General features: G+C 66.6%; 12 protein-coding genes. 7 read left to right on the top strand and 5 right to left on the bottom strand.

Annotation, left to right across the window (positions count from 1 at the left end):
- The first annotated feature begins 81 nt into the window (after positions 1 to 81).
- On the top strand, positions 82 to 1,419 hold the full coding sequence (gdhA, locus tag WMN78_RS08735; RefSeq protein WP_340533366.1) for an NADP-specific glutamate dehydrogenase: 1,338 nt from the start codon (positions 82 to 84) through the stop codon (positions 1,417 to 1,419).
- On the opposite strand, the gene WMN78_RS08730 is transcribed toward gdhA, so the two are convergent.
- Positions 1,416 to 2,375: a helix-turn-helix domain-containing protein gene (locus WMN78_RS08730; RefSeq protein WP_340533365.1), complete on the bottom strand. Its 960-nt coding sequence runs from the start codon at positions 2,373 to 2,375 to the stop codon at positions 1,416 to 1,418. The genes gdhA and WMN78_RS08730 overlap by 4 nt on opposite strands.
- A gap of 125 nt (positions 2,376 to 2,500) precedes the next feature.
- Positions 2,501 to 3,097, bottom strand: coding sequence for a TetR/AcrR family transcriptional regulator (locus WMN78_RS08725; RefSeq protein WP_340533364.1), 597 nt, complete (start codon positions 3,095 to 3,097; stop codon positions 2,501 to 2,503).
- 125 nt (positions 3,098 to 3,222) lie between these two features.
- Here WMN78_RS08725 and WMN78_RS08720 point away from each other — a divergent pair, with 125 nt between their 5' ends.
- Entirely contained in the window at positions 3,223 to 5,163 is a 1,941-nt protein-coding gene (locus tag WMN78_RS08720; RefSeq protein WP_340533363.1) for a primary-amine oxidase, read from the top strand.
- A 9-nt stretch (positions 5,164 to 5,172) separates the two neighbouring features.
- Positions 5,173 to 5,580: a hypothetical protein gene (locus WMN78_RS08715; RefSeq protein WP_340533362.1), complete on the top strand. Its 408-nt coding sequence runs from the start codon at positions 5,173 to 5,175 to the stop codon at positions 5,578 to 5,580.
- A gap of 68 nt (positions 5,581 to 5,648) precedes the next feature.
- On the opposite strand, the gene WMN78_RS08710 is transcribed toward WMN78_RS08715, so the two are convergent.
- Entirely contained in the window at positions 5,649 to 6,977 is a 1,329-nt protein-coding gene (locus WMN78_RS08710) for an MFS transporter (RefSeq protein ID WP_340533361.1), read from the bottom strand.
- Positions 6,978 to 7,143: 166 nt separating this feature from the next.
- Here WMN78_RS08710 and WMN78_RS08705 point away from each other — a divergent pair, with 166 nt between their 5' ends.
- The 3 genes from WMN78_RS08705 (at position 7,144) to WMN78_RS08695 (ending at position 9,849) form a co-directional block, all read left to right on the top strand.
- Entirely contained in the window at positions 7,144 to 7,980 is an 837-nt protein-coding gene (locus WMN78_RS08705) for a shikimate dehydrogenase (protein WP_340533360.1), read from the top strand.
- 136 nt (positions 7,981 to 8,116) lie between these two features.
- Entirely contained in the window at positions 8,117 to 8,920 is an 804-nt protein-coding gene (locus WMN78_RS08700) for an IclR family transcriptional regulator domain-containing protein (protein ID WP_340533359.1), read from the top strand.
- Positions 8,917 to 9,849 carry a threonine/serine dehydratase gene (locus tag WMN78_RS08695; RefSeq protein WP_340533358.1) on the top strand — a complete coding sequence of 311 codons (933 nt, stop codon included), beginning with the start codon at positions 8,917 to 8,919 and terminating at the stop codon, positions 9,847 to 9,849. Before WMN78_RS08700 ends, WMN78_RS08695 begins: the two co-directional genes overlap by 4 nt.
- A gap of 3 nt (positions 9,850 to 9,852) precedes the next feature.
- Here the strand turns inward: WMN78_RS08695 and WMN78_RS08690 are convergent, their stop codons facing one another.
- Together WMN78_RS08690 and WMN78_RS08685 are read right to left on the bottom strand one after the other, a co-directional pair.
- A complete protein-coding gene (locus tag WMN78_RS08690) occupies positions 9,853 to 11,169 on the bottom strand; it encodes an LssY C-terminal domain-containing protein (protein ID WP_340533357.1) in 1,317 nt (438 codons plus the stop codon).
- Between the two features lie 111 nt (positions 11,170 to 11,280).
- Positions 11,281 to 11,754, bottom strand: a complete 474-nt coding sequence (locus WMN78_RS08685; protein WP_340533356.1) for a sensor histidine kinase — start codon at positions 11,752 to 11,754, stop codon at positions 11,281 to 11,283.
- Positions 11,755 to 11,999: 245 nt separating this feature from the next.
- On the opposite strand from WMN78_RS08685, the gene WMN78_RS08680 reads away from it, so the two are divergent.
- Positions 12,000 to 13,122 (top strand): sensor histidine kinase (locus WMN78_RS08680; protein WP_340533355.1); only part of this gene is annotated, 1,123 nt, incomplete at its 3' end.

Genomic DNA, 13,122 nt, shown 5'->3' with positions numbered 1-13,122 from the left:
TAGTTGAAGTTTCAATAAAAGGGTGCCGGTGCGGCGTATGCCGGAGACTTCCCGCGCCCGGTTCGTACGTAAGGAATCATCATGGATGCACGGCTCGAGGCCATCAGGGACACCGTTCTGGCCAGGAACCCGGGAGAAGCGGAGTTCCACCAGGCGGTGGTCGAAGTGTTCGAAAGCCTGGGCCCCGTCCACGACCGGCACCCCGAATTCCTGGAAGCAGCCATCCTGGAACGGCTCTGCGAACCCGAACGCCAGATCATCTTCCGGGTGCCGTGGACCGATGACCAGGGCCGCGTGCAGATCAACCGCGGCTTCCGGGTGGAATTCAATTCGGCACTCGGCCCCTACAAGGGCGGCCTGCGCTTCCATCCGTCCGTCTACCTGGGCATCGTGAAATTCCTCGGCTTCGAGCAGATCTTCAAGAACGCCCTCACCGGCATGCCCATCGGCGGCGGCAAGGGCGGCTCGGACTTCGACCCCCGCGGCCGCAGCGACGCCGAAGTCATGCGCTTCTGCCAGTCGTTCATGACCGAGCTGTACCGCCACATCGGCGAGTACACCGACGTGCCGGCCGGCGACATCGGCGTCGGCGGGCGCGAGATCGGCTACCTCTTCGGCCAGTACAAGCGCATCACCAACCGCTACGAATCCGGCGTCCTGACCGGCAAGGGCATGTCCTGGGGTGGCTCACTGGTCCGGCCCGAGGCCACCGGCTTCGGCACGGTGATCTTCACGGAGGAGATGCTGAAGACCCGCGGAACGTCCTTCGACGGGCAGCGGGTGGTGGTCTCCGGTTCCGGCAACGTGGCCATCAACGCCATCGCCAAGGCCCAGACCCTCGGCGCCACCGTGGTGGCCTGCTCCGATTCCTCAGGCTACGTCGTGGATGAGGCGGGAATCGACGTCGGGCTTCTCCGCCAGGTCAAGGAAGTGGAACGCGGACGCCTCAAGGACTACTCGCTCCGCCGTTCCGGCGTTGCCTATGTGGAGGCCGGCTCGGTGTGGGACGTCGACGCAACCGTAGCACTGCCGTGCGCCACGCAGAACGAGCTCGACGGCGATGCTGCCGCACGGCTGGTGCGCAACGGCCTGCTCGCCGTCGGCGAAGGCGCCAACATGCCCTCCACCCGCGAAGCTGTGGGTGTGTTCCAGGCGGCCGGCGTGCTGTTCGGCCCGGGCAAGGCCGCCAACGCAGGCGGTGTCGCAACGTCGGCCCTTGAAATGCAGCAGAACGCGAGCCGCGACTCCTGGTCCTTCGAGCACACGGAACAGCGGCTCACGGACATCATGGTGGGGATCCACCACCGCTGCGCGTCCACGGCCGACGAATACGGCGAGCCCGGCAACTATGTGCTGGGTGCCAACATCGGCGGCTTCGTCAAGGTGGCTGACGCCATGCTCGCGCAGGGGCTGATCTAGGCGCCGCGCCGCCAGTCGCTGGGGGACTCTCCGTAAGCGTCCCGGAACGTGCGGCTGAAGTGCGCCGCGTCCAGGAACCCCCACCGTGCAGCGACAGCACCAACGGACGTGCCGTGGTGCAGCGGATCCCTCAGGTCGCGTCGGATGCGTTCCAGGCGCTGGCTCCGGATCCAGCTGGCGACAGTGGCTCCCGTTTCGTGGAAGACGTTGTGAAGGTGGCGCGTGGAGATGAAGTGTGCGGCCGCAATGCTGGCGGGCGAAAGCTGCGGGTCGGCGAGGTTGGCCTCGATGTATTCGCGCACGGACGTTGCCAGCAGCGCCTGGGGCTTCATGCTGTCCCGCGCCATGTCCAGTTCCGAGTGCAGCATGGTGGACACGAGATCAAGGGCGTTGGCGGCCAGCCGAGAGCCGCTGGGACCGCTGAGGGCCTCAAGGTTCTCCGCCAGGCGGGCTATGAACGGGCCCACGATGCCGGTCAGCCCGTGCCCGCCGGCCAGCCGGACCGCCGAGAGCTGGCCCACGTAATCAGGGGGCAGGGACAGGGAGTCGTGCGGAAACATGACCACCATGACCCGGGCCTGCTCTTCGAAGGCGAGCGTGTACGGACGGTTGGTGTCATAGATGGCGAGGTCGCCGGGGCGCAGTACTGCCTCGCGGTTGTCCTGGATGAGGAGTCCGGTGCCCTCCAGTTGGAGATTGAGCTTGAAGTAGCGCCGGCCGGGCTGGGCCACCAGGGCCGGCGTGCGGCGGACGCTGTGGCCCGAGGCGCTGACCTCTACGATGCACAGCCGGTCCAGGACCCTGGAACGCATCCGGCCGCGGAAAGTGTCCGGATGATCCGTTTCGGCGGCCAGCGGCACAAAGGACTCCGCCACGAGGTGCCGCCAGTGGTCAAAGGAGGCGGCCACGCTGGAGGTGAGGTCCTGGCCCGCGGGGCGGGCTGAAATTGCAGTCATGGATTTTCCTGACGCCGGATAGCCATCTGATGTGGTCCCCAAGGTTGTGTCCTGCGACACATTCACTTCAGGTTAGCGCCGTTGTGCTGCGATGTCATCTTTTTTCGACGGGCGTCGAAAAAAGACTACGAGCCCGCCTGCAGCAGTGTCAGGAATGCCTCCAGCTGGCCGTTCAGCCCGGGATCCGCCTGACCGTCGGGAGCCAGGGCTGCAGCTATCTGCGCGCCGAGCAGCATGTTCAGCAGGTGGCCGGCAATTGCTGAATCGTCGACGGCGGCTCTCACGTCCCCCTGCGACCTCGCCTCGTTCAGGTACTCCAGGATCGCCCCGTGCCACTGGTCCATGGACTCCCGGTGGATGGCGGCTTTATCCGGATCATTGATGGCTTTCTGCCAGAACGGGACCACGATCCGCGCTTCATTGACGCGCTCGGCGTCGAGCGGCAGCACCTCGACGCAAAATGCCCTGAGGGCGGGGATTCCGGCCTTTCCGGCGGTCACCTCCCTGATGCGCCCGTTTGTCCTGTTGAAAACGTGCCGGAAGGCAAAGGTCAGCAGTGTGTCCTTGGTGGGAAAGTAGGGCTTCAGGGCGCCGTTGGCGAAGCCGGCCTCGAGGGCGATCTCCCGCATGGTGGCGCCCTCAATCCCCAGCCTGGCAATGATCCGCCACGTTGCATCCACCAACTCCAGGCGCCGCTCATCATGGTCAACTATCTTCGGCACGCTAATGCTCCCCCGGAAATTTTTTGTGACGAACCCTTGTGACCCATCTTACGGACGCTTATTCTCTACATCTATAGAAAATAAAAATCCCGACCTCCCCACGGTCCCGGACAAAGGTTGCGCTCATGACACTTGCACCAACTCACACGGTCGCCCCGTACCGGCCAACCCCGTTCCGTCTGGCGACGGGTGCCGAAATCACCGAAGTCCAAGGCATTCTCCGGTCTGCGGGACTGCTCGGTCCGGAGAAACGGATCGCTTACCTTGGACTCCTGGACCCGGCCAGGGATCGGCCGAAGGACTCCGAAGACCGGCGCTTCAGGGTGTTCATCCATGATGTTTCCGGCGGCCGCCCCCTGGATGTGACGGTTTCAGCCACCCGCGGCGAGGTGACCTCCGCCGTCGAACTGGACACCGCCGTCGCGGGTGAACTTCCTGTCCTGGAAGAAGAATTCGAGGTGGTTGAGGAACTCCTGGCCTCCGACGAACGGTGGCTCAAGGCCCTCGCCGACCGGGGACTCGACGTCGGCAAGGTCCGTGTTGCTCCGTTGTCCGCCGGCGTCTTCGAATACCCCGAGGAGAAGGGGCGCCGCATCCTCCGCGGCCTGGCCTTCGTGCAGGATTTTCCGGAGGACAGCGCCTGGGCGCATCCCGTGGACGGCCTGGTGGCCTACGTCGATGTTGTCAGCAGGGAAGTCACGCAAGTGCTGGATCTGGGCGCCGTCCCGGTACCCGCGGAGCACGGCAACTACACCGAACCCGAGCTCACCGGTCCGATCCGCACCACCCAGAAGCCGCTCCACATCACCCAGCCCGAAGGGCCCAGCTTCACAGTGGCCGGCGGCAACCACGTGGAATGGGAAAAATGGAGCGTCGACGTCGGCTTCGATGTCCGCGAAGGCGTGGTCCTGCACAACCTGGCCTTCCAGGACGGCGGCCGCAAGCGGCCCGTAATCAACCGCGCGTCCATCGCCGAAATGGTGGTGCCTTACGGAGACCCCTCACCGATCCGGTCCTGGCAGAACTACTTCGACACCGGCGAATACCTCGTGGGCCAGTACGCCAACTCGCTCGAACTGGGCTGCGACTGCCTCGGCGAGATCACCTACCTCAGCCCGGTGATCAGCGACGCATTCGGCAACCCCCGCGAAATCCGCAACGGCATCTGCATGCACGAGGAGGACTGGGGCATCCTGGCCAAGCACAGCGACCTCTGGACGGGCATCAACTACACCCGCCGCAACCGCCGCCTGGTCATCTCCTTCTTCACCACCATCGGCAACTACGACTACGGCTTCTACTGGTACCTGTACCTCGACGGCACCATCGAATTCGAGGCCAAAGCCACTGGCGTCGTGTTCACCAGCGCGTTCCCCGAAGGCGGCTCAGCCAATATTTCCCAGCTCGCACCGGGGCTCGGCGCGCCGTTCCACCAGCACCTCTTTAGCGCCCGCCTGGATATGGCGATCGACGGTTTCACCAACCGGGTTGAGGAGGAGGACGTGGTCCGGCAGCCCATGGGGGAGGGCAACGAACGCGGCAATGCGTTCTCCCGGAAGCGGACCGTTCTGAAGCGGGAATCCGACGGCGTGCGCGAAGCCGATGCCCGCAGCGGCCGGACCTGGATCATCTCCAACCCGGAATCGCGCAACCGCCTGGGCGAACCCGTGGGCTACAAGCTGCATGCCCAGGGCCAGCCCACGCTCCTCGCCGATCCGGATTCCTCCATTGCCCGCCGGGCGGCATTCGCCACCAAGGACCTGTGGGTTACCCGGTTCGCGGAGGATGAGCGGTACCCCACGGGTGACTTTGTGAACCAGCACTCCGGGGGAGCGGGCCTGCCTGAATACATCGCCCGGGACCGCGAGATCGACGGCCAGGACATCGTGGTGTGGCACACCTTCGGGCTGACCCATTTCCCCCGGATCGAGGACTGGCCCATCATGCCCGTGGATACTGTCGGCTTCAAACTGCGCCCGGAAGGGTTCTTTGACCGCAGTCCCGTGCTGGATGTGCCGGCCAACCCGAACACTGCGCCCGCCGCCGGCGGGCACTGCCACGGTTAGGCGGTTGCCATGACGGGCCCTGACCTGCACCGGCGCATCGTCGCAGCGGCCACCGTTGCGTCCTGCCTGGTGCACCTCGGGCTGGTCGCGGGAAACCACCACGGGGTGTGGCTGAACCTGCTGATGCTGGCCATGGTCGGCGTGTGCCTGCGGTGCGCGGTCCACATCTGGTGCGAGGGCCGGATGGGTTCACTCCGCCAGGTGATGGGTTGCGCGCTGGCAATGACAGTGCTGCACGCCATCCTGCTGCTCGGCGGAGCGTCCGGTTCGGCGGCGTCCGGCCACAGCCACGGGGCATCCGGGATGCCGGTGGCAGAAACGGCGGCCGCGGCCGGCGGGTTGCTCGGCGTCATTGCCCTGGAGATTACGACGGCGTTACTCGCCGCAACGCTAATGGCCCGGCTGCGACGCAGCTGATCGAGCCTGCCCGGTGGTCGGGCCTGCCGGGACCCTGAGGGGTTTCGGCAGGTCCGACCACGGCTCCGTCAGCGGACCGGGTTGCCCAGTTCGCGCAGCGGGATCTTGCTGGTTTCGCGGGCCCAGAAGGCGCCGGCGACGGCCAGGACGGATGAGGCAGCCACGATCCAGGCGGCGGGGCCCCAGTTTGCCTTGTCCGCGCCGACGAGCGCGGTGCCGAGCAGCGGGGTGAAGCCGGCGCAGAGGATGCCGACCTGCAGGCCGATGGCCATGCCGGAATAGCGGACCTTGACGTTGAACAGCTCCGAGAACCAGGCCGGGTAGATGGCGTTGGACATGGCGTAGGTGCCGGCCGTGATCAACGTGCTGGTCAGGAAGATCATCGGGATGTTGCCGGTGGAAATCACCGAGAAGTACACGAAGATCATGGCGCCTGAACCGAGGACGCCCGTGATGAACACCGGGCGGCGGCCGTACTTGTCAGAAAGCCAGGCCATGAGCGGCTGGGTTGCAACGGCCAGGATGTTGCCGGTGATGCTGACCCAGAGCATGGTGGAGGCCGGCACGCCCACGGACACCGCGTAGGCCAGGCCGAAGGACTGCATAAACGTGTTCGTGACGGTCTCGAAGGACATCAGCGCCACCTGGAAGAACTGGGCCGGGTGGGTCTTGAACATCTTGGCGAAGGGTAGTTTCACAAGTTCGCCGTGATCGTGCTTCTCCTCGAACACCTCGGGTTCCTCGAGCGAGCGGCGGACCAGGTACGCGACGACCAGCACGATCAAAGAGAGCCAGAACGGGATGCGCCAGCCCCAGGCCAGGCGGTCCGCTTCGCTCATGGCCGCCACGGGAAGGAACGCCAGCGAGGCCAGGACAATGCCGGCGGAGATGCCGCTCATGGCAAAGCTGGCGAAGAAACCGCGGCGGCCTTCGGGCGCCTCCTCGGTGGACAGTGCTGAGGCGCCGGCGGTTTCGGCCCCGGCGGAGAGGCCCTGCATGAGGCGCAGGAGCACCAGCAGGGCGGGGGCCCAGTAGCCGGCGGTGTTGAAGTCGGGCAGCACGCCGATGAGGAACGTGGCTGAGCCCATCAGGACCAGCGTCAGCACCAGGGTGTTCTTGCGGCCGATCTTGTCACCCAGGTGTCCGAAGACCACTGCGCCGAAGGGCCGTGCCACGTACGCCACGCCGAAGGTGGCGAAGGAGGCGATCAGGGCGACTGTGGGGTCCCCGGACGGGAAGAAGATCTTGGAAAAGACCAGCGACGCGGCCGTGGCGTAGATGAAGAAGTCGTAGTACTCCAGGGCGCCGCCGAGGAACGCGGCTAAGGCTGCCTTCTTGGCCCTCTTGAGCTGGCGCTGATCGGCTCCGATGCTGGCGCCTGTAGCTGTGTTTGTCATGTGCTGGCCCTTCCGCGCTGAAAGACGGTTGCTTGGTTTGTGAGTTGTGCGCATTCCGAACAGCTGTGCGGTATGCGATTATTGAAAAGAGTACCGCAGAGTGAGGTGCCTCACAACACCTTCATGGCTTAGCGTCCAGCTGCGTCTTTCAAATGAGAGGGTCATCATGGAAAACCAAACGCCCGCACACCGGCTGTTCCTTATCGGTTCCGAGGCCTCCAGGGCCCTGTCTCCCGGGCTGTGGAGCCCCGTCCTGGAACAGCTCGGAAGCAGCTGGACCTACGAGGCATGGGACGTTCCGGCCGGACAGGATATGTCCGGAGTCCGCGCGGCGATGCTGGATGCCGACGTCGTGGCGGCGAACGTGACCATGCCCCACAAGCAGTGGGCCGCGCGCACGGCTGACGCCGCCACCGAACAGGTCCGGCTCAGCGGGGCCTCCAACCTGCTGGTCCGGGACGGCCGGAGGCTGCTCGCGCACAACACGGACATCACCGCCGTCGCCGAGCTCCTGGGCGGCCGGCACCAGCGGCATGCCCTCATGCTGGGGGCGGGCGGAGCCGCCCGTGCGGCCCTGGTGGCGCTGGCAGGCCGGGCGGACCGGATCACAGTGGCCGACAAGGATCCGCTGGCATCACAACAGTTGGTGGACCTCGCCGCCAGCCTCGGCATGGAAGCCGCCGCCGTGACATGGGCAGAGGCCAGGAACCATGCCCCCGGCGCCTCCCTGATCGTGAACGCCACCCCCCTCGGCAAGAGCCGCGACGATGAACCGGCATGGGGGCCGGCGGAGCTTTCCCCGGACGCCTTCGTCTACGACTTCGTCTATGCCGGCCACACGACTGCCACCATCGCCGGCGCGAGGGCGCAAGGCCTGCCATGCGCCGACGGCTGGGACCACCTGCGGGCGCAGGCGGCGGCCATGATCCCCATCCTTGGACTGGCACCCGAGACCGGCGTACTCCTGGGCCGGGCACTCACGGACCTCCGTGTGGGGAACTGACCAGGAACTGACCAGGCACTGACCAGGAACCGGCCCCGCTGAGGCGGCCGTGCGTTATCCGGATATGATCGGAACCAGCCTGCGGCCACGCGCCTGCCGGTGCCAAGAGTGAGGTTCAGGGAGGGCAAACGATTCCATGGCGGAGCAACCCGCGTACTTCGTGAAGTCGGTGGAGAAGGCCTTTGACGTACTGCGCGCCTTCGCCCCGGACGAGCCCCGCCTGACCGTCTCCCAGGTGGCCGTGAAATCAGACATGACCAGGGCTTCCGCCCGCAGGTTCCTGTTGACGCTGACCGACCTGGGCTACCTTCGCGCCGACGGTCCGTACTACGAACTGACTCCCCGTTCGCTGGACATCGGCCAGTCCTTCCTGGCAAACCTGGCGCTCCCCAGAATCGCGGAGCGGCACCTTAAATCGCTCGCGGCCGATCTGAACGAAACAACGTCGCTGTGCATCCTTGACGGTACCGATGTTGTCTACGTGGCGTGCGTTCCCTCGCCCCGGCTCCTCAGCGTCTCCATCAGCGTGGGCACCAGGTTCCCTGCGTGGGCCACGTCCATGGGGCGCGTGCTGCTGGGGGCGTTGTCCGAGGCCGAGCTGAAGACGTACTTCGACTCCGTCCAGCTGCAGCGCTTCACCGAGCGCTCCATCGGCAGCCTGGACCAGCTGCAGGCGGAAGTGGCACATGCCCGGGCCAAGGGGTGGTCCATGGTCTCCCAGGAACTGGAGGAAGGCCTCCGCGGTGTGGCCGTTCCGGTCTGGCACGGCCACGAGGTGGTGGCGGCCGTGAACGTGTCCCTCCAGACCCACCGGGCGCCGGCGGAGGACATCGAACAAACGGTGGTTCCGCTCCTGCAGGACGCCGCACGGCAGATCGGCCACGACTACGGCGGCCGCTCCGCCGTCCCTCCCCGGACAGCCGCCCGGGGGATGACATGATCACCCGGCGTGACGTGGACGAAGCTGCCGCCAGGATTGCCGGGCTGGTACGCCGTACACCGGTGATCGAAGCGGACAGGGGGAGCTTTCCCGGGACCATCTGGCTGAAGTGCGAGTTCATGCAGCACACCGGCACGTTCAAGGCCCGCGGTGCGTTCAACCGGGTGCTGGCCTGCCGGGAGCGCGGCGAGCTCAAGGAGGACGTCGGCATTGTGGTGGCCTCGGGCGGCAACGCGGGCCTGGCCAACGCCTATGCCGCAGCGCAGGCCGGCGTGCCTGCCGCCGTCTTTGTCCCGGAAACCGCCCCCGCCATGAAGGTGAGGAAGCTCCGGGAATCCGGGGCTTCCGTTGTCCAGCGCGGCGCTGAATACGCCGCGGCCTACGAGGCCGCCGTCGCCTACGCCGCCGAAACCGGAGCCGTGTACTGCCACGCCTACGACCAGCCGGAAATTGCCGCGGGTGCCGGAACTGTGGGTTCGGAGCTCCTGGAACAGCTTGGCGGCGTGGACACCGTGCTGGTGGCTGTGGGAGGCGGGGGCCTGATGGCCGGAATCGCGGCTGCCGTCGAAGGCCTGGCCAAGGTGGTGGGCGTGGAACCCGCAACGGCTCCCACCCTGCACGCCGCGCTCAAGGCGGGGGAGCCGGTGGATGTGGCCGTCTCCGGGATCGCCGCGGACTCGCTGGGGGCGCGCCGGCTCGGACAGATCGGCTTCGACGTCGCGGTACGCACCGGTGTGGCCAGCGTGCTGGTGTCCGACGACTGGATTGTCACCGCGCGCTCGCGGCTGTGGGCCGACTACCGGATGGTGGTGGAGCACGGGGCGGCGGCCGCTTTTGCGGCGCTGGCCTCCGGGGCCTACGTCCCCGCGGAGGGCGAACGCGTAGCCGTGATCCTGTGCGGCGCGAATACGGACCCTTCCACCGTCTGACCGTCAGATGGCTGCGCGGCCGCCGGGCCGGGCAGCGATCCGTTTTGGTTCCTTGCGGTCGCGGCGGGCGTAGACGCGGGACCGTTCGCTGGACAGGGCGAGGATCAGCAGGATGTCCAGGGTGAGGCCGGGGAGGTTGGTCTGCAGGGTGATGCCGGGACCTCCGTTGGCCACATCGATGACCTGCAGGCCGATCGCGGCCGCACTCACGGCCATGGTGAGCGTGCGTGCCCAGTTGCGACCCAGGAACACGAACCAGGCGAGCAGCAGTTCCGCGAGGGCAAACAGGACCACCACTGCCAGGCCAAGGTACAGCATCAGCCGGGACTGGTCCGCGCTCAGGTGCTCGGCGGGGAAGAGCAGGATGGACATGGCCAGCGCTGCGGCGGCCAGGGCGCGGCCGACGACGAGGGCCGCCCCGATGATCGTAGGGGCGGGGCGCCTGTTCCGGCTGTCGCTCGGAAGCCGTGCAACCGCAATACCGGCCACCGGCGTCGCACGCAGGTCAACGATGGGCAGGTCGCCGTCCGTGGCAATTTCATCGCCGCCGCCGTTGCGGGTGTGGTAGCCGGTGGAGAAGTCCCGGATCACCCGGACGGCGGCGGACGGTTCGGCGTCGGACATGGACGTGACGATATGGTCCCGCTCATCGTCCGTGCGTTCGTCGATTTTGTGCGTGACCTGGAGCGTGAACAGCGAGAAGCCGACGCTTCTGTCGTAGGTGCCGGCTGCCAGCCAGTCGACGGCCACGCCTCCGGGGAGCAGCCAGCCGGGCGGGCACCGCCAGAACCGGACATGGTGGCGCTTGCCGGGGTTTCCCTCCACTTCCTGCTGGTACGCAAAATCCTGCTGCCGGCCGAACAGGAAGAGCGGGCTGACCGGTGCCTCGAGGTAACTGCGGCGCAGCACGGTGGAGGTGATGATCCGCCAGCCGCTGGCCAGGGTCACGTCGTCGGCGATGGTCCAGCCGGCCCGGCGCATCACGTGGTGGAGCTGGGCTTCGGAGCCGAGCAGGGCAACATTCACCGGATCGCCGAGCAAGCCGTCGCTGGTGCGGGCGCGCCCGATGAAGTAATCGGGCACATACACGCGGGTCAGGATCGAGTGGAGCCTGGGCAGTACGAGGTAGGCGAGCATGGCCCAGAAGATGAATGTGAACCATATCTGGCCCCATCCCCACTGGAAGCTGAGCTCAAGGAGAAGAAAGGTCAACCAGGCGGCGGCGACACCACCGATCAGGAAAAAGATCCGGTCCCAGACGGTATCGAGGGCTTCGCGGGCCGAGCCCGCGACAGGGACGCCCACCGCAGGCCTGGTCATGGGCAAAATGATACTGGAGCCGGTGGCTGGTTCCGTGGGCACAGCGGCCCGGGCTCAGATGCATGGTGGTTCCCCCAGAGAATCGTGTGGTCGTTCCAGCGGAGCGTGCGCTCAGTCCAGCGGAAGCGTGACCGTGACGCAGGTGCCCTTGCCGGGCGCGGTGTCGATCGTTGCGGTGCCGCCGGCCTCGTGGACCGCAATGGACATCAGGAGCAGTCCGAATCCCTGCGGGCGGTTCCCGTGGTGATCGTTGCGGTCAAAGCCGGCGCCGTTGTCGGCCACCGTCAGCCGGATGCCGTGATGCACTGCTGCGAGCCGGACGGTCAGTTCGGTGGCGGCGGCGAATTTGAGGGCGTTGCTGAGAGCCTCCTGGGCGGCGTGGTACAGCAGCCCGGCGCTCCCGGCCGGTATCTCGATGCCGTGGTGCGGCGTCTCCCACCGGACCGTGGTTCCCTGCTGCCGGAGCGGGGCGGCGAGCCGGTCGATGCAGCCGGCGAGCCCCAGGGCATGGAAGTCCACCGGAGCCTGATCGGTAATGACGCCGTGGATCGCGGCGACCTCATTGACCGCTGGAGCCTTTTTCATGACCGGTCCTGCTTCCTTGCAGCCTGTGATGCTTTCTTCTCACGGGTGCTGGGTTCCCGCCTGGATGTTATGACTCAAGGGTGAACCGGAGGAATCAGGAATGACGCGGCATTGATGCAATTTTGGCTCAAGGTCAGCGGCGTCGCTGGCCTGAAGGATGAATCTGCTGGCTTCGCGGTTGAGCTCAGGCGGAAATGGCTGTCCTGGTCACAGGAGCACCGCCGCGCGTGGATAGGGTGACAGGCATGGAACCACTTCTGAAATTCATGCGGCGTTGGGGCGCCCCCGTGGCGGCCGTTCTTTTCTTCACGCTGTGGTGCGTGGGCGAAGCAGGGAGGATGGGGCCGTGGCCCGGGCTCAATGTCTGGCCGGGAACGCTGCCGCTTGTGCTCATGACGGCGGCCATCGCCGTCTCGGTGTGGCAGCCGGTGGTTTCGCTCGCCCTGACGGCGCTCCTGCTGACTGGCCAGTTCCTGTACGTTATCCCGGCCATGTACTCGAACCACTGGCCCATCTACATCGGATCGTTCGTCGCCCTGGCGTTCATCCTGTGGACCGCGGCAAAGCGGACTGCCGTGGTGGCCGTTTCGGCCAACGTGATCTTCATCGTGGCCATGACGTTCCTGCTGATCTCCTGGCGGTACAGCTACGGCGTGGGCTGGTTCTATCCCTTGTACGGCGGAGACCGCCTGGCCTTGCAGGTCCACGGCTGGCAGCTCTTCTCCGTCCTGACACTGATAGCCGCCGGCTGCGCCGCCGTCGGCCTCGCATTGAAGCTCTACCAGGAACGCGGCAGCCTGTTCCACGCACGGAACATTGCCCAGGCGGGCCTGCAGGAGGCGGAGGTCGACCTCATCGTGGAGCAGGAACGGACACGCATTGCCCGGGACCTGCATGATGTCCTGGCTCACTCCCTGGCAGTCATCGCGGCGCAGGCGGACGGCACCCGCTACCTGAGTTCGGACCAGCCCAAGGCCGTGCTCAATGCACTGGAAAACATCGCCAGTTCTGCCCGGAGTGCCCTCGTGGACGCGCAGCGCGTCATCGAAGGTGTCCGCGACGACGGCATGGTCGCGCCCCAGCCCCGTCTCAGCGATGTTGACCCGCTCGTGGACAGGATGCGGCAGGGCAGCCTGGCCATCCACCGCAGCGAATCGGGCACTCCGGTGCAGCTGACCACCGGCCAGGAGCTGGCCGTGTTCCGCATCGTCCAGGAGTGCCTCACCAATGCCCTCAAGCACGGCGGACGGGGCACCGCGGTGCGTCTGCACTTTGACTGGAGCGGGCCCGGGCTGACGCTTCATGTCGCGTCGGCCATGACTGCTGCGGAGGGCCCCGCCGCAGAGGGCGCCGCCGCGGAGGGGCCAG

The organism is Arthrobacter oryzae (genome assembly GCF_037911235.1).
Lineage (GTDB): Bacteria > Actinomycetota > Actinomycetes > Actinomycetales > Micrococcaceae > Arthrobacter > Arthrobacter oryzae_E.
The sequence above is the reverse complement of the archived record's forward strand: the minus strand, read 5'-3'. Positions and strand labels throughout refer to the sequence as shown.